The organism is Streptomyces sp. NPDC053493, from assembly GCF_044544825.1.
Lineage (GTDB): Bacteria > Actinomycetota > Actinomycetes > Streptomycetales > Streptomycetaceae > Streptomyces.
On record NZ_JBITXS010000007.1, the window covers coordinates 263,442 to 282,682 of the forward strand.

Genomic DNA, 19,241 nt, shown 5'->3' on the forward strand with positions numbered 1-19,241 from the left:
CCCCGCCCGCCTGCGCGGCGGGCCTGGGCCTCGCCGCGCGCGAGCGGCTCGCGCCCCCTGCCACCTCCGTTGCGACCCTCCGCCCCGCCCGGTCCGCGCCCACCGACGCGGCGTCCACCCCTCCCACGGGCCGGCGCCCTCGCCGTCCGCCCGCTGGGGCGGTGCCCTCCGCCACCTCCGTTGTGGGCATTCGTTCCGCTGGGGCGGAACGGGTGGGCACAACGGACGGCGCCCCTTGCCGGGCCTAGGCTTCCGGGCCTGGACCTGCACCACCGGTGCGGCGCGGTCGGGGTGCGGGTCAAGGCGCAGGTGCGGAACGCGCCCGCAAGGGCGCCGTCCCGTGTGCCCACCCGTCCCGCCCCAGCGGGACGAATGCCCACACGAAGGTGAGCGAAGGGCGCCGCGCAAGCAGGCGCCGCGGCCCCGGGCGCGGGGCGGGCGAGGGGTGCCGGTGCGCGGGGTGGGGGTGCTAGGTCCGGAGGTGGGACGCGCCGTTGAGGTCGAGGACGGTGCCTGAGGCCCATTCCGCCGTCGGGGAGGCCAGCCACAGCACCGCCGCCGCGATCTCCTCCGCCGTGCCCACCCGGCCGAAGGGACTCTGCGCCCGGATCGCGTCGCCCTCCGGCCCGGCCAGGCGTGGCGCGACGCGCTCGGTCGCGAAGAAGCCGGGCGCGACCGACGCGACGGCGATGCCGTGCGGCGCGAGGGCGAGGGCGAGGGACTGGCCCAGGGCGTGGACGGCCGCCTTGGTGGCGCCGTACGCGGGATGGTCCGGCTCGCCGCGGAACGCGCCGCGCGACCCGATGTTGACGATCCGCCCGCCACGGCCGCTCTCGATCATCCGCCGCGCCGCCAGATGGCTCAGGTACGCCGTGCCCAGCAGGTTCACCGAGACGTGCCGCTGCCACAGCGCCACCCACTCCTCGTAGGGCGTGGTGGCCGGCGGGTGCGGCAGGTTCACCGCCGCGTTGTTCACCAGCACGTCGAGGCCGCCGAGCGCCTCGGCCGCCGTGTCCGCGACCCGCGCCGCCTGCGCCGGGTCGGCGAGGTCGCCGGAGACGAGGGCGTGGCCGGTGCCGTCCAGTGAGTCGAGGGTCTCGCGGGCCTCGTCGGCGCGGGAGCCGTAGTGCACGGCCACCCGGTCGCCGTTGGCGGCGAAGGCCCGGGCCACCGCGCGGCCCAGACCGCGTGACGCGCCGCTGACGAGGACGCGCCGACCGTGCGCGGGCAGGTTCATGAGGCATCGCCTTTCTGTTCAACCCCCGTTTATACGGGGGCGCGACCGTGTGCCGCGACACCGGGTGACGACAGGAAGAAGACCGTCATGTCCCTCAACCGCAGAGAGTTCGCCAAGCAGTCCGCCGCCGCCGGCGCCGGACTCGCGCTCACCGGCGCCGTCGGCGCGCTCGCCACGGCGCCCGAGGCGCTGGCCGCCGACGAGCCGCAGGAGATCCAGGGCCAGGGGCCCGGCCACGGTCACCGCCTCGGCTACGGCGAGCTGGTCGCCGACCCGAACGGCGTCCTCGCCCTCCCCGAGGGCTTCACCTACCGCGTCATCACCCACAGCGGCGTCACCCGTCTCGAGTCCGGCGAGTTCACCCCGTCCAACCACGACGGCACGGCCACCTTCGCCGGCCCGCGCGGCACCACGTACCTGGTGAACAACCACGAGCTGAAGGGCCCGCGCAAGAACTGGGCCCACCCGGTCCCGCTGACCGAGGGCCTGGTCTACGACCCGGCGGCCTCCGGCGGCTGCACGGTCGTCGAGGTGCACCGCGACGGCACCGTCGCCGAGTGGGTCGGCATCGCCGGCACCTCCACCAACTGCGCCGGCGGCCGCACTCCGTGGGGCACCTGGCTCACCTGCGAGGAGACCGAGGACCTCGCCGGCAAGAACGGCATGACCAAGGACCACGGCTACGTCTTCGAGGTCGACCCGTACGACCGCCGCGTGGGCCGCGCCCCGAAGCCGGTCAAGGCCTTCGGCCGCTACGCGCACGAGGCCGTCGTCATCGACCCCGGGCGCGGCCACGCCTACCTCACCGAGGACGCCTCGGGCCCCAACGGCCTGTTCTTCCGCTGGGTCCCGCCGAAGGGCTTCGAGCACGGCCGCGGGCAGCTCGCGACCCTCGCCGACGACGCCGGCGTGCTCCAGGCGCCCAAGTGCTTCGACGCCGCCGGCCAGTTCGTCGACGACCTCTCCCGCGCCACGAAGATCGGCACCGTGTACGGCGTGGACTGGGTCGACGTGCCCGACCGCGACGCCCGTACGACCCCGGTCCGCAAGCAGTTCGCGGCCGGCGAGGTGACCCGCGCCCGCAAGCTGGAGGGCATGTGGTGGGCCGACGGCGGGGCCTACGTCGTCTCCTCGTTCGCCCGGGAGGAGAGCCCGGTGCAGCACGACGGCCAGGTCTGGTTCTACGACCCCAAGCGCCGCACCCTCACCCTCCAGGTCCTGCTCGGCGTCAACCCCGACCCGGCCGTGGACGGCGCCTTCGACGGCCCGGACAACATCACCGTCTCCCCGTACGGCGGGCTCGTCATCGCCGAGGACGGCGAGGGCGTGCAGCACCTCTTCGGCGCGACGGAGAGCGGCCGCACGTACCCGATCGCCCGCAACGACCTCAACGACAGCGAGTTCACCGGAGTGGTCTTCTCGCCCGACGGCGACACCCTGTTCGCCAACATCCAGGACCCGGGCATCATGCTCGCCATCACCGGTCCCTGGCGCCGCCAGCCCCGCCGCTGACGCTGTCGCCCCTGCGGACTGACATCTAACATGTCAGCCCATGGACGTCTTGAGGCCCGTGAGCCGGACCCTGCTGCGCGACCGGGCGTACGAGACGCTGCGCGACGCCATCGTGCGCGGCGACCTCCCGCCCGGTTCCGTGGTCAAGGACACCGAACTCGCCACCCGCCTCGGCCTCTCGCGCGCGCCCGTGCGCGAGGCCCTGGCCCGGCTCGGCGACGAGGGCCTCGTCGAGACCAAACCGCAGAGCTACACCCGGGTCACCCGCCTGGTCAGCCGGGTGGTCCGGGACGCGGCCTCCGTGGTGCGGGTGATGCACGAACTCGCCGCCCGCGGCGCCGTTCCGCTGCTCGGCCCGGAGGGCGTCCGCGCGATGCGCGAGGCGAACGAGCGGTTCGCCGCGGCCGTGCACGCCGCGGACGTCGAGGCCGCGCTGCGCGCCGACGACGAACTCCACCAGGTCCTCGTCGACGCGAGCGGCAACCACGCGCTCGCCGCGACCGTCGAGCGCTACACCCCGCTGCTGCGCCGGGTCGAGCGCCGGCTCTTCGGCGACGCCGGGACCTGCGGCTCCGCCGCCCTGCACGCCCGCCTCATCGACGCCTGCGAGGCCGGCGACACGGAGGCCGCGGTGGCGGTGACGACCGAGATATGGCGGGCGCTGGAAGAACTCGCGGACGAGGCCACCGACTTCTGAGGGCTCCTGCCGGCCGGGACGGGCGGACCCGCCCCGGCCGGCAGGACCCTTCGGAAGTCATCTCTCACCACCGGGAGCGCGCATGCCGACGATCGCCGACTTCGACCGATACCCGCTGCTCTTCGGGCCCTCGCCCGTGCATCCGCTGCGGCGGCTGACCGCGCACCTCGGCGGCGCGTCGCTGTGGGCCAAGCGGGAGGACTGCAACTCCGGGATCGCGTACGGCGGGAACAAGACGCGCAAGCTGGAGTACCTGGTCGCGGACGCGCTCGCGCGCGGCTGCGACACCCTGGTGTCGATCGGCGGGGTGCAGTCGAACCACACCCGCCAGGTCGCGGCCGTCGCCGCCCACGCGGGGCTGCGCTGCGTGCTCGTGCAGGAGAGCTGGGTGGACTGGCCCGACGCGGTCTACGACAAGGTGGGCAACATCCTGGTCAGCCGGCTCGCGGGGGCCGATGTGCGGCTGGTGCGGGCCGGCTTCGGGATCGGTTTCAAGGAGAGCTGGGAGGCGGCGCTGCGCGAGGTCGAGGAGAGCGGCGGCACGCCGTACGCGATCCCGGCGGGCGCCTCCGACCACCGGCTCGGCGGCCTCGGCTTCGCGAACTGGGCGTACGAGGTGGCCGAGCAGGAGCGGGAGCTCGGCGTCTTCTTCGACACGGTCGTGGTCTGCTCGGTCACCGGCTCGACGCAGGCCGGCATGGTCGCGGGCTTCGCCGCGCTCGCCGAGGACGGCGGCAGGCCCCGGCGGGTCATCGGGGTCGACGCCTCGGCGAAGCCGGCCGAGACCCGTGAGCAGATCACCCGGATCGCCCGGAACACCGCCGCCCTCATCGGCGTGGAGCGCCCGCTCTCCGACGCCGACGTGGAGCTGGACGACCGCTATCACGCGGGCGTGTACGGCATCCCGGACGAGGCCACGCTGGACGCGATGCGGCTGGCCGCCCGGACCGAGGGCATGGTCACCGATCCGGTCTACGAGGGGAAGTCGATGGCCGGCCTGGTCGACCTGGTGGACCGGGGCGAGATCGGCGCCGACGCGACCGTGCTCTACGTCCACCTCGGCGGCCAGCCGGCCCTCAACGCCTACAGCGCGCTGTTCTGACGGCTCCCGGGACCCGCCGGACCCGGGGCCTGCCCGACCCGACCCGAGACCGGCCGGGCCCGGGACCCGCCGGGCCCGGCACCTGCCCGACCCGGACCTGTCGGAGAGGCGTTCAGAGGGCCTGGGCGGCGGGCTTCACCATGCCCCGCACCGTCCGGGACTTCACGAACTCGCCCAGCGCCGTCATCTCCCACTCGCCGGAGAACTGCTTGATGAGCTTGGCCATCATCACGCCCGTCTGCGGCTCGGCCGTGGTCAGGTCGAAGCGGACCAGCTCCTCGCCGCTGGCGGCGTCGATGAGCCGGCAGTAGGCCTTGGCGACCTCGGTGAACTTCTGGCCGGAGAATGAGTTGACGGTGAAGACCAGGCCGGTGGTGTCGGCGGGCAGCCGGCCCAGGTCGACCACGATGACCTCGTCGTCGCCCGCGCCCTCGCCGGTCAGGTTGTCGCCGGAGTGCTTGATCGCGCCGTTGAGGATGGACAGCTTGCCGAAGTAGCAGCTGTCGATGTGGTTGCGCTGGGGGCCGTAGGCGATGACCGAGGCGTCGAGGTCGATGTCCTTGCCGCGGTAGGCGGGCTCCCAGCCGAGGCCCATCTTGACCTGGGAGAGCAGCGGCCGGCCGCCCTTGACCAGGGAGACGGTCTGGTTCTTCTGGAGGCTGACCCGGCCCTTGTCCAGATTGATCTTCCCGCCGCCGGCGGGCGGCGCCGGAGGCGCGGCCGGTGCCGGGGGAGCGGCGGGCGGCGCGGGAGCCGCCACCGGGGCCGCGGCGGGCGCGGGCGTCGGCTCCTCGTCCACGCTGACGCCGAAGTCGGTCGCGATCCCGGCCAGGCCGTTCGCGTATCCCTGGCCCACCGCGCGGGCCTTCCAGGCACCGTTGCGCAGATAGATCTCCATGACCACGAGGGCCGTCTCGCCGGCCAGCCGCGGCGGCGTGAAGGTGGCGAGGACGCTGCCGTCGTCCGCGTCGCGCAGCGTCGCGGTGGGCTCGATGCCCTGGAAGGTCTGGCCGGCGGCGTCCGGGCTCGCCGTCACCACGATCTTCTCGATGCCGGCCGGCACGGCGGTGGTGTCGACGAGGATGGCGTCCGGCGTGGTGCCGCCGCCGGAGTGGTAGGTGACGCCGGGGCCGGCCGGCTGGTTGTAGAAGATGAAGTCGTCGTCGGAGCGCACCTTGCCGTTGGCGCCGAGCAGCAGGCCCGAGACGTCGAGCCGCACGGGAGCGGCCACGTCCACCGCCACGCGCGCGGCGGTGAGAGGGATGTTCGAGCCGGGGGTCATAGCGGTCATGACCGGGCTAACGAACGAGACACCTTTGCCGTTCCCTTACCTTCGTCCGGTTCGGCCGGTCCGGTTACGCGGGTGGTCGCGGGCGGTCCGCTCGTTGCCGAACCGGTACGCCCCGGTCCAGCGGGCCATGACCAGCTGCGGGTCCCCCGCGGCGAGCTCCGCGAGGAACTTCTCCGCGCGGCCGCCGCGCAGGGTGGCGGCGGTGCGGCCGTGGTGGGTGACGACGACGGTGCCGTCGCGGCGCTGCTCGTGGACGAATCCCCGGGGTGGTGGCATGACGGGCATCCTGCCGTTCCCGGTCACGTCCGTCATATGAATATTCTTTCGCTCGTGGGTGGGAGTGGGAGTTCTTTCCGTACGGGGGACGTGGACGCGGCGCGCGAGGAGATCGACGCGCGGTACTACGCCAACTTCCTGGACGTCATCGACGCGCGGGAGCGTCCCTTCGCGGCGCGCTTCGACACCGTCGGCCTCGGACCGCTGATGATCGGCGACCTGAGCTGCGGCACGGACGTGCGGATGAGGTTCGGCGAGCTGGGCGCGTTCCACGTCAACGCGCCGATGAGCGGCACCATGGAGCTGCGGCAGGGCGGCGGCACGGGCCGGCTGCGCGCCACCGCCGACGAGGCCGTGCTGCTCGACCCGGCCGGAGACACCTTCCTCGACCGGTGGAGCGGGGACTGCCGCACACTTTCGGTCAAGATCGACGCGGCCGCGCTGCAGGACCGGCTCGAACAGCTCCTGGGCCGCCCGCCGGGCCGCCGGCTGGCCTTCGGCGGGGCCTTCGACATCACCCGCGGACCGGGCCTGAGCTGGGTGACCTTCGCCCGGCAGGTGGCGTACGGCGCGCTCACCGGCGACGGTCTCGCCACGCACGAGCTCGTCGCGCGCCCGCTCCAGGAGGCGCTGCTCAACGGGCTGCTGCTCGCCGCCCACCACCCGTGGCGGGAGGAGCTGGCGCACCCGGGCGGACCGGCCAGGCCCGCGCCGGTCAAGCGCGCGATGGACGCCGTGCGGGCCCGCCCCGAGCATCCCTTCACCAGCACCGAGCTGGCCGCCCTCGCCCGGGTGAGCGTGCGCCGCCTGCAGGAGTCCTTCCGGCAGTACGTGGGGATGTCACCGATGGCGTACGTGCGCGAGGTGCGCCTGGAGCGGGTCCACGAGGAGCTGCGGGCGGGCGACCCGGACGGGCTGAGCGTCGGGGACGTGGCGTGGCGCTGGGGCTTCACCCACCCGGGCCGGTTCGCGGCGCAGTACCGGGCCCGGTTCGGCGAGTCGCCGTCCCGCACGCTGCGGGGCTGAGCCGGGCCGGGCGGCCGCGCGGCGCCGTAAACGGGCGCGCTTTGCGGACAGTTGCCGCGTTCCCCGGCTCGCGACGATCTTGACCGGAACATATCGTCGTTCCGTCCGCGTGCCTCATGCGTCGCATGCGTCGACCCGGGCCCCGGCCGGCTCCCCCGCATTGTCCGGCCGGGCCCTGTGCTTCCTCCCGCCGCCCGCCCGCCGTCCTGCCGCGGGTCCGCCCGCGGAGGTCCCTCCCGCGGTCCGCCCGCGGAGGTCCTCCCGCCGTCCGTCCGCTCAGTGCGGCCAGCGCGGCGGGTCCACGCAGAAGTGGCCGCCCAGATAGACGTCGTCCGCGCTGCCCGGGGCCGGCAGGCCCTTCTCCGCGATCAGCCGCTCGGCGAACACCTCGGAGTCGTCCTTCGGCTCGTAGCCGAGCGCCCGCGCCGACGAGAGGTCCCACCACTCCCGGGTGTTGGCGGAGGAGCCGTACACCACCGTGTGCCCGACCTCGGGTGCGGTGAGCGCCGCGTGCAGCAGCCGGGCGCAGTCGGCGGGGCTCAGCCAGATCGAGAGCATCCGCACCGAGGTGGGCTCGGGGAAGCAGGAGCCGATCCGCACCGAGACGGTCTCGACGCCGTGCCGGTCCCAGTAGAACTGCGCCAGGTCCTCGCCGAAGGCCTTGGACAGCCCGTAGTAGGTGTCGGGCCGGTGCGGCGTGCCGACCGGCAGAAGCGGCTCGCCGGGGCGCGGCCGGGCGGTGAAGCCGACGGCGTGGTTGCTGGAGGCGAAGACGACCCGGGGCACGCCCTCCTCGCGCACCGCCTCGTAGAGGTGCTGGAGTCCGACGATGTTGGCGGCCAGGATCTGGTCGAACTCTGCCTCCATGGAGATGCCGGCGAGGTGGACGACCGCGTCCACGCCCCGTACGGCCTCGCGCAGCGCCGCTCGGTCGGCGAGGTCGGCGACGATCGCGCCGGGCGCCCCGGGGACCGGGAGCCGGTCGAGCGGGCGGAGGGCGTAGCCGTAGGCGGGCAGCCGCTCCCGCATCAGGGTGCCGATGCCGCCGGCGGCGCCGGTGAGCAGGACGGTTCGGGGTGCGGGATTCAAGGAGGCGTCTCCGTCCGTAGACCGTATTCACACACATGGATGCGCGCTTCACGCTAAGCATCGGTCTCTCGCAGCGTCAAGAACGCGCGCCGCAAAGGGATTTCGCTTCTTGACCGGTCCTTCGGAGCTGCCCTAGCGTGAGATCGTTCAAGAATATGGACAGTAGTCAGAATCTTGTACGACAGGGAGTGCCCGTGACCACACCCCCGCTCGCCGACCGGCTCGACGGCCTGCTCTTCTTCCCCGTCACCGCCTTCGCGCCGGACGGCGGCGTCGATCCCGACACCTTCCGGGCCCACGTGCGCGCCGGGATCGACGCGGGCGCGGGCGCGGTCTTCGCCTGCTGCGGCACCGGCGAGTTCCACGCGCTCACGCCCGAGGAGTTCCGCGACTGCGTCGCCGCCGCCGTCACCGAGGCCGCCGGCCGCGTCCCCGTCCTCGCCGGCGCCGGCTACGGCACCGCCCTCGCCGTCCGCTACGCCCGGCTCGCCGAGGAGGCCGGCGCCGACGGCCTGCTCGCCATGCCGCCCTACCTCGTCGTCGCCGACCAGGCCGGCCTGCTGCGCCACTACACCGAACTCGCCGCCGCCACCTCGCTCGACGTCATCGTCTACCAGCGCGACAACGCGATCCTCACGCCCGAGACCGCCGTCGCCCTCGCCCGCACGCCCGGCGTCATCGGCCTCAAGGACGGCCACGGCGACCTCGACCTCATGCAGCGGATCGTCAGCGCCGTCCGCACAGCGGGACTCGACCTGCGCTACTTCAACGGCCTGCCCACGGCCGAACTCACCGGCCTCGCCTACCGCGGCATCGGCGTCACGCTCTACTCCTCCGCCGTCTTCTGCTTCGCGCCCGACCTCGCCCTCGCCTTCCACCGCGCGCTGGCCACCGGCGACGACGCGACCGCGCACCGGCTCATCGACGCCTTCTACCGCCCGCTGGTCGAGCTGCGCTCCCAGGGCCTCGGCTACGCGGTCTCCCTCGTCAAGGCGGCGGTGCGGATGACCGGCCTCGACGTCGGTGAGGTCCGCCCGCCGCTCAGCGAGCCGCGCCCGGAGCACGTCGAGGAACTCGCGCGCATCATCGAGCGCGGCCGGGCGGCGCTCGCGGAGGGCACCCGATGAGCGGAGGGCACCCGATGAGGGCCGGCGCCTTCCTCTACCCGTGGGACGTCAACGGCGACCCGGACGCACCCGCCCGCCTCGCGGACCTCGGCCTCGACCGGATCACCCTCGCCTCCGCCTACCACTCCACCCGGGCCCTCACGCCCCGCCATCCCCGCCACCGGATCGTCACCGCCACCCACGCGGCGACCCTCTACCCGCCGGACCCGCACCGCTGGCGCGGCCGGCCGCTGCGCCCGTACCCGGCGGGCGACTGGGCGCCGGGCGACGCGTACGGCCAGGCGGCCGACGCTCTGGCCGGCGCCGGCCTCGACGTGCACAGCTGGGTGGTCCTCGCGCACAACTCACGGCTCGGCGCCGAGCATCCGGCGACCTCCGTCGTCAACGCGCACGGCGACCGCTACCCGTGGGCGCCGTGCGTCGGACAGGACGCCGTCCGCGCCCTCCTGGTCGACCTGGCGGCCGAGGCGGCGGTGCGGCCGGGCGCTGCCGGCACCGAGCTGGAGTCCTGCGGCTGGTACGGCCTCGCGCATCTGCACGCCCACGACAAGACCGCCGGCGTCCGGCTCGACGACACCGGCCAGTACCTGATGTCGCTCTGCTTCTGCCCGTCCTGCCGCGCGGGCTACGGCCGGCACGGCGCCGACCCGGACGAGCTCGCGGCCGCGGTCCGGGTCGCCCTGGAGCCGGTCTGGCGCGGCGAGACGGCCGGCGCCCTGCGGCCCGGGCTCGCCGGCGCGGCCCTCGCCTGGCGCCTGGCGGCCGCCCGCGCCCTGCAGGAGGCCGCCGTCGCCGCGGTACGGGACGCCGCCCCGCCCGGCTTCCGGATCCTGCTGCACGCCGACCCGGTGCCGTACCGCTGCGGGGCCGACGCCGGCACCGACCCGGCGCACGTCCTCGCCGTCGCCGACGGCGTGGTGACCCCGGCCGCCGGCCTGGCCGCCTTCGCGGCCCACGCCCGCCCCGAGACCGTCCTCGCCGTCAACCTCCCCGTCGTCACCGGCCTGGGCGGCTCCCCGCACACCCTGGCCGCGGACGCGAGGCGGGCGGCGGACGAGGGAGCCACCGAACTCCGGCTCTATCACGCGGGGCTGGCCTCGGACGCCGATCTGGCCGCCGTACGGGAGGGCCTCAGGTCGCTTCGCTGAGCCGGGGACGCGCGGCGGCGAGAGCGGCCGCGCCGGCCGCCCCCGCGACGCCGAGCACCGGCAGCAGCACCCGGACGTCCACCACGGCCATCAGCCCCGCGCCCAGCGCGAGCGCCACCGCGTTCGGCACGAAGACCAGCGTGTGGGCGGTGCCGGCCGCCCGCCCCACCGCCGCCGCGGGGACCTGCCGCTGCACGGCCGTCATCGTGGCGATCAGCACCCACGGCAGGCCCGCCCCGACGAGCGCGCTCGCCCCCAGGGCCACCGCGTCGTACGGCAGCGCCCTGGCCGCGGCCCCGAGGGCGAACAGGCCGAGCCCCACAGCCGCGAGCCCCCGCTCCGGCATCCGGCGCAGCAGCGGGCCCGCCGACAGCCCGGCCGCCACGGACCCCGCGCCCTGCGCCGCGTACAGCACACCGGCGTACGCGGGGGAGTGCCCGAGGCCCCGGTCCACCACCGCGTAGACCGCGGCCCCGTTGAGCCCCGCGAGCAGCATCGTGAAGCCGCCCGCGACGACCAGCGGCCGCAGCACCGGCGACTCCCACAGCAGCCGGGCGCCGTCGGCGACCAGGGGACGCGCACCCGGCACGGGCCGTTCCTCCCGCACCCGGAGCAGCGCGAACATCCCCGCCGCCACCACGAAGGTGCCCGCGTCGAGCAGCGCCACCGTGCCGCCGCCGTACCGGGCGAAGAGCCCCGCCGCCACGAGCGGGGCGACCAGCTTCACGGCCTCGCCGGCGGTCATCCGCAGCCCGTTGAGGTCGCCCAGCCGCTCCTGGTCGAGCGAGCCGGCGGCGAGCGCCGACTCCGCGGCGTCGTGCACCGCGCCCTGTGCCCCGTAGACGACGAGGACGGCGAACAGCAGCCACACCCGGTCCGCCCGGTCCACCAGGAGCAGCAGCGGAAGCAGCGCCGCCAGGGCCAGGTTCGCCGCCACGAGCAGCGGGCGCCGGCGCACCCGGTCGACGAGGGCGCCGAGCACCGGCCCGAGCAGGGCGGGCGCCCACAGGGCGAAGGCGGTGAGGGCGGCCAGACTGTCGGAGCCGGTGAGGGACTTGACCCAGATCCCGGAGACGAGCCACATCGCCGTCGTGCCGAAGCCGGACACGAGGACGGCGGTCAGATAGAGAGACAGGCGCATGACAGCAGGCTGGCGTCTGAGGTGGCCCGTCCGGATCGGGCGGATGCCCTAGAGCACGTCTCGTCGATCATGCAGGGCTCGGTCCGATCGACAAGACGCTCCCCAGACGGTGGCCGTGGCGTTCCGTTCGCCGGCCGGTGGGGTCGAGAACGCGAGACGGCGGTGGGCCCGGCGCAGCATCCGGCGGACCACGAACGGGTGCAGGTGGCGCACCACCGCGAAGTAGAGGCGGCCGCGCGCGTTGTGGAGCCGTACCGTCGTCGCCAGCGTCACGCCGTTGTCGTCGGTCACCAGCGAGGCCCGGAAGTCCAGGTGGGACGCGTCCTTGCCGAGCATCACCTCGGCGCCGTCGGCGCCGAGCTCGGCGAAGGGCAGGACGTGCCGCCAGGCCCGCGGGTCGCGCGGCATGCCGGGTGTGAGCGGCATGCGCCAGGCGTCGGTGAAGTCGGGCCGTGCGAAGGCGCCGTGCAGCAGTGCGGCGCCGTCCGGGACCGGCACCGCGGCCGGCCGGGGCCAGCGCAGCCGGTTGAGCAGCAGCGCGCGCCGGGACCGCCGGGCCGGCGGGTGCGGCAGCGCGCCGAGGGCGGCCCGCTCGGCGTTGTCGAAGGCCTCCTCGAGCATCGTGTCGTGCACGGGCTCGATCGCCAGCTTGAACAGGGCGAACGCGCGCATGCCCAGGGTGACTTCGAGGACGTGCGAGAGGCGGCAGCGGTCCGGGCCGAGGGGTTCGACGTCGAAGCGGTGGTAGCCCGTGCCGGGCCGGTCGGCGGTCGTGTCGAAGCGGACCGACCGGCCGGGCTCGTGGGCGGTGACCCGGTAGCGCACCGGGCCGTGGCCGCCGTCGGCGCCGACGCCGAGCGGGCGGTCGAGCACCATCGCGGGCCAGACCGGGGTGGGGAACAGCGGGTCGTCCGGCGCGGCGAGCCGGTCGACGAGGGCGCCGACCGTCTCCGCGGGTGCCTGGACGATTCTCTGGTGGACGTTGCGAACCGTGCGCGTGCGACGCATAACCGCACCTCCATACGGGAGCGTATGTTCCGACCGTACGGTACCGTACGGAAACATGCGCGAGACCCCCGCCCCCAAGGAACGGCGCACCCGCGGGCGCCTCACCGCCGACGACTGGGCGGACGCCGCCCTCGCCGCCCTCGGCGAACGCGGACTCCCAGGCGTCGCCGTGGAGCCCCTCGCCGCCCGCCTGGGCACCACCAAGGGCAGCTTCTACTGGCACTTCGCCAACCGGGACGCGCTCGTCGCGGCGGCCCTGGCGCGCTGGGAGGAACTGTCCACCGAGCGGATCATCACCGCCATGGAGGCCGCCGAGCCCGATCCCGAGGCACGCCTCGTCGCGTTGCTGCGCGCCGCGACCGCCTCCGCCGCCGAGGATCCTCTGGAGGTGCGGCTGCTCGCCGCGGGCGACCGTCCCGAGGTCGCGGCGGCGCTCGCCCGCGTCACCGAGCGCCGGGTCGGCTATCTCGCCCACCTCTTCGAACTGCTCGGCCACCCGCCGGCCGAGGCCCGCCGCCGCGGCGTCCTCGCCTACACCAGCTACGTCGGCCACGCCCAGCTGGCGCACGCCGTCCCGGGTTTCCTGCCGACCGACGGCGCCTATCTGGCCACGGTGACGGCAGCGCTGCTCACGCGCTGACCCGGGCCGCCCGTCGCGCTTCGACGCGCAGCGCCGCGCCCGTCACCAGGGCGCCCACGCCCTCCCAGAGGCCCACGCCGAGGAAGCCGGACGGCGCGCGGCCACTGACGACGGCGAGCGTGAAGACGGTGCAGGTCAGCAGCCGGAAGGGCACCGTCCAGCGGAAGAAGGGCTTCCAGTCGGCCAGGGCCGCGAAGACGTAGTAGACGCCCATGTTGAGGGCCGCCATGGAGGAGGCCGTCAGGAACAGCAGCGTGTGGTCACCGTCCGCGCGGCCCGCCTCCGGCGCCGGCGCCAGACCCATCAGCCGGATCATCGCGTCCGGCGACACCAGTCCCACCACGCCGAGGACCGCGGCGAGCACGCCGAAGACGGCCATGGTCCAGCCGGAAAGGGAACGGGGCAGGCGCACGGTCGAAAACATGTGCCATGCATACCGTGCGGAGGGGGCCGGGGACCAACCGGCCCCCTCCGCACGTCACTTCAGCGCGGCCTTCATCATCTTCTGCGCCACCGGCGCCGCGAGCCCGTTGCCGCTCACCTCGGAGCGCGCCGCGCCCGAGTCCTCGATCATCACCGCCACGGCCACCTCCTTGCCGGTCGCCGGGTCCTTCGCGTAGGAGGTGAACCAGGCGTACGGCGTCTTGCTGTTGTTCTCGCCGTGCTGGGCGGTTCCCGTCTTGCCGCCGACCTCCTTGCCGCCGATCGCCGCGTTCGTGCCGGTGCCCTCCTCGACCACCGTCCGCATGGCGCTGCGCAGCTGCTCCGCCGTCCGGGAGGAGACGATCCGCCGGGTGTCGCCGTCCTCGTACGTCTGCAGCGCGTCGCCGTCGGAGTCGACGACCTGGGACACCATGTGCGGGCTCGCCAGCAGGCCGTCGTTGGCGATGGCCGCCGACACCATGGCCATCTGCAGCGGCGTGGCCGTCACGTCGAACTGGCCGATGCCGGTCAGCGCCGTCTGCGCCTTGTCCATGCCGGACGGGTACACGCTCGCGTACGCCCGGACCGGCACGTCCAGCTCCTTGTCGTCGAAACCGAACCGGTCGGCCATCGCCTTCACCTTGTCCTGGCCGAGGTCGACGGCCAGCTTCGCGAAGACGTTGTTGCAGGAGTAGCGCAGCGCGGTGCGGAGGGTGGCGTTCTCGCAGGGAGCGGAGGCGTTCTCGTTCCTGAGCACGGTCCGGGTGCCGGGCAGCGTGTACGGGTCGGGGCTCCGGGTCGCGGTGTCCACGGAGTCGTACAGGCCGTCCTCCAGGGCCGCCGCCGCGACAACCAGCTTGAACGTCGAGCCGGGCGGCAGCGGCTGCCGCAGCGCCCGGTTGACCAGCGGCTTGTCCTCGTCCTCGGTGAGCTGCTTCCAGACGTCGCCGTCGCTCACGCCGGCGATCTTCGACGGGTCGTACGAGGGCGTCGACACCATGCCGAGGACGCGGCCGGTCTTCGGGTCGATCGCGACGGCGGCACCCTTCTTGTTCCCGAGGGCCCGGTAGCCGGCCTTCTGGACGGCCGGGTCGATCGTCGTCACGACGGCGCCCGGCTTCGCCTGCTTGCCGGTGACCGCGTCGACCGGGTTCTTCAGCCGGGTGTCGGTGCCGTCCAGGACCCCGGAGTAGATGCCCTCCAGCTGCGTCGCGCCGTAGGCCTGCGAGCTGTAGCCGGTGACGGCCGCGTACAGCGCGCCGTCGGTGTAGTCGCGTTTGTACGCGAGGTCGCCGCCCTTCGTCTCCTTCGAGCCGGTGACCGGCGAGCCGGCCACGACGATGTTCCCGAGCGGCTGCGCGTACTGCGCGATGATCTTCCGCCGGTTGGTCTTGTCGTTCGCGAGGGCCTTGCCTTCGTACGCCTGCACCCAGGTGGCCCGGCCCAGCAGGGCCAGGACCAGGAGCAGCGTGAAGACCGAGGCGCGCCTGATCGTCTTGTTCATCCCATATGCGGGACGAACGAACCGGCGACCGTCGTTCCGGAAAGGTCCGGTTTCTCAGCGAACCTTCATGTGGCGCCGGGCCGGCCGGGTCACGCCGGCCGGATGAAGCCCGTCTCGTACGCCGCGATCACCGCCTGCGTACGGTCCCGGGCGCCGGTCTTCGCCAGCACCGCGGCCACATGGGTCTTCACCGTCGCGGGGCCGACTCCCAGGCCGGCCGCGATCTCCGCGTTCGTCAGGCCCTTCGCCATCCGGCGCAGCACCTCCGCCTCCCGCTCGGTCAGGCGGGCCGCCCACACCGGGGCCGCCGCCGGGCTCAGGCGGGCGTGCTCGGCGGCGAGGCCGCGGACGGCGGCCGGATACAGGAGCGAGTCGCTGCGGGCCACCAGCCGGACCGCGCCCACCAGCTCCTCCGGCGATGCCCGCTTGAGCAGGAAGCCGGCCGCGCCCGCCCGCAGCGCGTCGTACACATAGGCGTCGTTCTCGAAGGTGGTGACCACCACGACCCGGGGCCCGTCGGGGCCGGCCAGGATCCGCCGGGTGGCCTGGATGCCGTCGATCTCCGGCATCCGGACGTCCATCAGGACCACGTCGGGCCGCAGCTCGCGCACCACCGACACCGCCTCGGCGCCGGTCGACGCCTCGCCGACCACCTCCAGGTCCGGCTCCGCGTCCAGGATCACCCGCAGCGCCGTCCGCACCATCCGCTCGTCGTCCGCGAGCACCACCCGGATCGTCATCGGCCTCCTCCGGCCGGCAGCCGGGCGGCGAGCAGCCAGCGGCCGTCCACCGGCCCCGCCTGGGCGCTGCCGCCGAGCAGACGGGCCCGTTCGGCGACGCCGCGCAGGCCGCGCCCGCCGTCCGGGCGGGCCACCGGCGGCGTGCCGGGCAGCGGATTCTCCATGGTGATCTCCACTCCGTCCTCCGACAGCGCGATCCGCGCCGTCACCGTCTCGCCGCGCGCGTACCGGGCGGCGTTGGTGAGCCCTTCCTGCACGATCCGGTACGCCTCGCGCGACACCGCCTCCGGCAGCGCCGCGGTGTCGCCCTCGACCGTCAGCGCCACCCGCGGCCCGGCGCCGCGCACCAGCGCGTCGAGCGCGTCCAGACCGGGCGCCGCGAGCTCGCCGTCGTCCTCGCCGCGCCGCAACAGGCCGAGCACCGCGTCGAGTTCGCCGACCGTGCGCCGCGTGGTGTCCTCGATCGCGGCGAGTGCGTCCCGTACGAAGCCGAGGTCGGCCGCGCCGGAGTCGAGGACCCGGCGGGCGGCGCCCGCCTGCAGCGTCACCGCGCTGAGCGCGTGTCCCACCGAGTCGTGCAGTTCGCGGGCCAGCCGGTTGCGCACGGCCAGCTCCGCGGCCCGCCGTTCCGCCGCCGCCAGCCGGTCGGCCGGGCTCGGGCCGAGCAGCCGGGGTGCCTGGCGGGCGAGCAGTGCGCCGGCGGCGGCCGCCGCGCCCGCGAGGGCGAGCAGCAGGGCGAGGCCGACGGGCAGCCCGGCCCAGGCGAGCCACGGCCGGTCCAGGTGCCAGAAGCGGCCGATCTCCGAGGACCGCAGCCCCGCCGAGAACGGCAGCGCCGCCACGGCCAGCGCGAACGGCGGCAGTGCCAGCGTCGCGCCGCTGACCAGCGCGCCCACTCCGAGATGCAGGGTGAACCAGCCGGCCGTTCGCGCCCTCGCGTCCCCGCCCCGGGCGGGCCCGTCCGCGAACCGCTCCGGCGCCACCCCGCACAGGGCCCGCGCCGCCGCCACCGACATCGGCCGGGTCAGCGGGAAGAGCGCCGTGACCGCGGCGAGCGGCAGCCCGACCCCGTACGCCCCGAGCTGGAAGCCGAGGCCGCCGGTGAAGATGTTCCCGGACCCGGCGAAGGGGCCGAGGGCCACGGTGCCGACCAGCCAGTACGGCATGAACAGGGCGCCGCCGACGATCAGATGGATCCAGCGCCGCCTGGCCCGCTGCCCGAACAGGGCCGTGCCGAGGAGTCTCATGCGGTGCGGCTCCGCCGGTTCAGGATGACGGCCAGGCAGCCGGCCAGCAGGAATCCGATGATCATTTCGACAGCGTAGGTGCCGGCCATCACCAAGGTGGGCTCTTTCCCGCCGTCGGTCTGCGGCATCAGCGCGACCAGCGTCATGTACGCGCCCCAGCAGCCGGCCGCCCCCGAGGCCACCCAGGCCGTGGCCGTCGCGGTGCGCACCCGCAGGCCGGCCGGGCGCCGCAGGGCGAGCGCGAGACCGGCGAGGCCGGCGACGACCAGGAAGAAGGCGCGGACGACGTCGACGACCGCCTGGTCGGAGTCGTAACCGTCGGCGTAGTCGGGGGCGAGACCGCCGGTCATCCCGCAGGCCCACAGGACGTGCAGGCCGGCGGGCGCGAGGGCGAGCGCGGCGGCCGCGACCGTGCAGGCGCGCACGCCGGCGCCGCTCACGGCGGCGGGCAGTTCGCCGAGCCGGCCGGCCCGGACGCGGCCCCAGCGGTCCCGGGAGTAGAGGACGAAGAGCGTTCCCAGGCTCAGGCCCTGGACGATGAAGCCGCCGTAGACGACGGGGAAGACCCAGGGGTCGAGGAAGTCCGGCACGGGCGCGACGGCCGGGCCGGTGCGGGACGGGACGAGGAGGGCCACCACGAGCTGGGCCGGATAGCCGGCCATGATCGGGGCGATCAGCCCGGTCGCCGCCCACACCGGGACGAGCAGCAGCCAGGCCCGGACCCGCAGGCCCCACGGCCGGGTGAGGAGCAGGGCGAGCAGGACGACGATCGCGTCGGCGATCACCGAGATCCCGTTGGCGACGGCCGTCGCCGTCGGGTGGTCGAGCAGCACGCTGCCCTCGGGGATGCCGGCCGTGCTGCCGGCCACCCAGGCGATCTTGAGGACGATGTAGGGGAGGCAGGCGAGCATGGCCAGCGCCCGCAGCGTCCGGCGGAGCGGGCTGACGGGAGCGGCGGGCGCCGTGGCCGGGGCGGGAAGGGTCGGTGTCGTCATGCGTCCACCGTCCCGTCCGGGCCCGGTCCCGCGCGTCCTGCCGTACGGCGAACCGCCTCCGCCGCGCGGCGGAGACGGCCTGCCCGGAAGGAGCAGCGGGAACGGCGCCGCGCGCCCCGGAGGCGGCGGGGCCGGTGGGGACGGCGGCGGCTCGGATCCGGCTCGGCCCCGGGCCGTGGATCCGAGGCCGCGTCGTAGGCCGCGGTCGGTGGCCGCAGGTCAGAGGCCGCGGATCAGAGGCCGCGGATCAGAGGCCGCGGTCAGAGGCGGCGGGTCGCCAGGGCGAGGCGGTCGCGGGCGTCGAACAGCGCGTCCTTGATGAGCTGTTCGTGCGCCGGGGTCAGCCGGGCCACCGGCACCGAGCAGCTGATCGCGTCGCGCGCCGGCGTCCGGTAGGGAATGGCGATGCCGAAGCAGCGCAGGCCGAGGGTGTTCTCCTCGCGGTCCACGGCGTAGCCCTGCTCGCGGATGACGCGCAGCTCCTCGATCAGCCGCTCGCGGTCGGTGACGGTGTGCTCGGTGAGCGCGGGCAGCGTCTCCGGGAGCAGCTTGCGGACCTGCTCGTCGCTGTGGGTGGCGAGCAGCGCCTTGCCGAGGGAGGTGGAGTGCGCGGGCAGCCGGCGGCCGACGCGGGTGAACGGCCGCAGGTAGTGCTGGGACTGGCGGGTCGCCAGATAGACCACGTTGGTGCCGTCGAGCCGGGCCAGGTGGATGGTCTCGGTGGTGTCGTCGGAGAGCCGGTCCAAGGTGGGCCGGGCGGCGGCCACGACCTCGTCGCCGTCGATGTAGGAGGTGCCGACGAGCAGCGCGCGCACGCCGATCCCGTACCGGGTGCCGGTCGCGTCGGTCTCCACCCAGCCGAGCTCGACGAGGGTGCGCAGCAGCATGTAGAGGCTGGACTTGGGATAGCCGACGGCCTCCTGGACGGCGGCCAGCGAGTGCATGCCGGGCCGTCCGGCGAAGTACTCCAGCAGTTCCACGGTCCGCACGGCGGACTTGACCTGCGCCCCACCCGCGTCGTTGGCCGGCATGCGCCCT

General features: G+C 74.7%; 19 protein-coding genes. 7 read left to right on the plus strand and 12 right to left on the minus strand.

All coding sequences use genetic code 11. The annotated features are described in order from the left end of the window. Positions 1-469 precede the first annotated feature (469 nt). Complete coding sequence (locus tag ACIGO8_RS21910) at positions 470-1,237, minus strand: SDR family NAD(P)-dependent oxidoreductase (RefSeq protein ID WP_399733064.1); 768 nt, start codon at positions 1,235-1,237, stop codon at positions 470-472. 87 nt (positions 1,238-1,324) lie between these two features. Between ACIGO8_RS21910 and ACIGO8_RS21915 the strand changes: the two genes are divergently transcribed. The 3 genes from ACIGO8_RS21915 to ACIGO8_RS21925 all read left to right on the plus strand — a co-directional run bounded on the left by ACIGO8_RS21915 (position 1,325) and on the right by ACIGO8_RS21925 (position 4,548). Continuing rightward, positions 1,325-2,749, plus strand: a complete 1,425-nt coding sequence (locus ACIGO8_RS21915) for an alkaline phosphatase PhoX (protein WP_399733066.1) — start codon at positions 1,325-1,327, stop codon at positions 2,747-2,749. 40 nt (positions 2,750-2,789) lie between these two features. After that, positions 2,790-3,446: a GntR family transcriptional regulator gene (locus ACIGO8_RS21920; RefSeq protein ID WP_399733069.1), complete on the plus strand. Its 657-nt coding sequence runs from the start codon at positions 2,790-2,792 to the stop codon at positions 3,444-3,446. Between the two features lie 82 nt (positions 3,447-3,528). Then, positions 3,529-4,548 (plus strand): 1-aminocyclopropane-1-carboxylate deaminase, encoded by a 1,020-nt coding sequence (locus tag ACIGO8_RS21925; RefSeq protein WP_399733072.1) that lies wholly within the window; start codon positions 3,529-3,531, stop codon positions 4,546-4,548. Positions 4,549-4,660: 112 nt separating this feature from the next. Here the strand turns inward: ACIGO8_RS21925 and ACIGO8_RS21930 are convergent, their stop codons facing one another. Both ACIGO8_RS21930 and ACIGO8_RS21935 read right to left on the minus strand, forming a co-directional pair. Beyond that, positions 4,661-5,830: a TerD family protein gene (locus ACIGO8_RS21930; protein ID WP_399733370.1), complete on the minus strand. Its 1,170-nt coding sequence runs from the start codon at positions 5,828-5,830 to the stop codon at positions 4,661-4,663. A gap of 45 nt (positions 5,831-5,875) precedes the next feature. Further along, entirely contained in the window at positions 5,876-6,115 is a 240-nt protein-coding gene (locus ACIGO8_RS21935) for a hypothetical protein (protein WP_399733075.1), read from the minus strand. Positions 6,116-6,169: 54 nt separating this feature from the next. Between ACIGO8_RS21935 and ACIGO8_RS21940 the strand changes: the two genes are divergently transcribed. Next, positions 6,170-7,141 (plus strand): AraC family transcriptional regulator, encoded by a 972-nt coding sequence (locus ACIGO8_RS21940; protein ID WP_399733078.1) that lies wholly within the window; start codon positions 6,170-6,172, stop codon positions 7,139-7,141. A gap of 276 nt (positions 7,142-7,417) precedes the next feature. On the opposite strand, the gene ACIGO8_RS21945 is transcribed toward ACIGO8_RS21940, so the two are convergent. Next, a complete protein-coding gene (locus ACIGO8_RS21945) occupies positions 7,418-8,230 on the minus strand; it encodes an NAD-dependent epimerase/dehydratase family protein (protein WP_399733080.1) in 813 nt (270 codons plus the stop codon). Positions 8,231-8,424: 194 nt separating this feature from the next. Between ACIGO8_RS21945 and ACIGO8_RS21950 the strand changes: the two genes are divergently transcribed. After that, positions 8,425-9,357: a 5-dehydro-4-deoxyglucarate dehydratase gene (locus tag ACIGO8_RS21950; protein WP_399733083.1), complete on the plus strand. Its 933-nt coding sequence runs from the start codon at positions 8,425-8,427 to the stop codon at positions 9,355-9,357. 14 nt (positions 9,358-9,371) lie between these two features. Further along, positions 9,372-10,505: a hypothetical protein gene (locus tag ACIGO8_RS21955; protein WP_399733373.1), complete on the plus strand. Its 1,134-nt coding sequence runs from the start codon at positions 9,372-9,374 to the stop codon at positions 10,503-10,505. On the opposite strand, the gene ACIGO8_RS21960 is transcribed toward ACIGO8_RS21955, so the two are convergent. Further along, entirely contained in the window at positions 10,489-11,646 is a 1,158-nt protein-coding gene (locus ACIGO8_RS21960; protein ID WP_399733086.1) for an MFS transporter, read from the minus strand. The two genes, ACIGO8_RS21955 and ACIGO8_RS21960, sit on opposite strands and share 17 nt — an antisense overlap. A gap of 48 nt (positions 11,647-11,694) precedes the next feature. Next, a complete protein-coding gene (locus ACIGO8_RS21965; protein ID WP_399733089.1) occupies positions 11,695-12,654 on the minus strand; it encodes a DUF2867 domain-containing protein in 960 nt (319 codons plus the stop codon). 55 nt (positions 12,655-12,709) lie between these two features. On the opposite strand from ACIGO8_RS21965, the gene ACIGO8_RS21970 reads away from it, so the two are divergent. Beyond that, entirely contained in the window at positions 12,710-13,294 is a 585-nt protein-coding gene (locus tag ACIGO8_RS21970) for a TetR/AcrR family transcriptional regulator (protein WP_399733092.1), read from the plus strand. Here ACIGO8_RS21970 and ACIGO8_RS21975 read toward each other — a convergent pair. From ACIGO8_RS21975 to ACIGO8_RS22000, 6 genes are all read right to left on the minus strand, one after another. Then, positions 13,284-13,673, minus strand: a complete 390-nt coding sequence (locus ACIGO8_RS21975) for a hypothetical protein (protein WP_399733376.1) — start codon at positions 13,671-13,673, stop codon at positions 13,284-13,286. The two genes, ACIGO8_RS21970 and ACIGO8_RS21975, sit on opposite strands and share 11 nt — an antisense overlap. Positions 13,674-13,772: 99 nt before the next feature. Beyond that, the gene (locus tag ACIGO8_RS21980; protein ID WP_399733095.1) at positions 13,773-15,221 is read right to left on the minus strand and encodes a peptidoglycan D,D-transpeptidase FtsI family protein; all 1,449 of its coding nucleotides are present in this window, start codon (positions 15,219-15,221) and stop codon (positions 13,773-13,775) included. A gap of 89 nt (positions 15,222-15,310) precedes the next feature. Continuing rightward, complete coding sequence (locus ACIGO8_RS21985; protein WP_399733097.1) at positions 15,311-15,961, minus strand: response regulator; 651 nt, start codon at positions 15,959-15,961, stop codon at positions 15,311-15,313. Next, positions 15,958-17,208, minus strand: coding sequence for a sensor histidine kinase (locus ACIGO8_RS21990; RefSeq protein WP_399733100.1), 1,251 nt, complete (start codon positions 17,206-17,208; stop codon positions 15,958-15,960). Before ACIGO8_RS21990 ends, ACIGO8_RS21985 begins: the two co-directional genes overlap by 4 nt. After that, complete coding sequence (locus ACIGO8_RS21995; RefSeq protein ID WP_399733103.1) at positions 17,205-18,203, minus strand: hypothetical protein; 999 nt, start codon at positions 18,201-18,203, stop codon at positions 17,205-17,207. Before ACIGO8_RS21995 ends, ACIGO8_RS21990 begins: the two co-directional genes overlap by 4 nt. 260 nt (positions 18,204-18,463) lie before the next feature. Beyond that, positions 18,464-19,234, minus strand: coding sequence for an IclR family transcriptional regulator (locus tag ACIGO8_RS22000; RefSeq protein WP_399733106.1), 771 nt, complete (start codon positions 19,232-19,234; stop codon positions 18,464-18,466). Positions 19,235-19,241 lie beyond the last annotated feature (7 nt).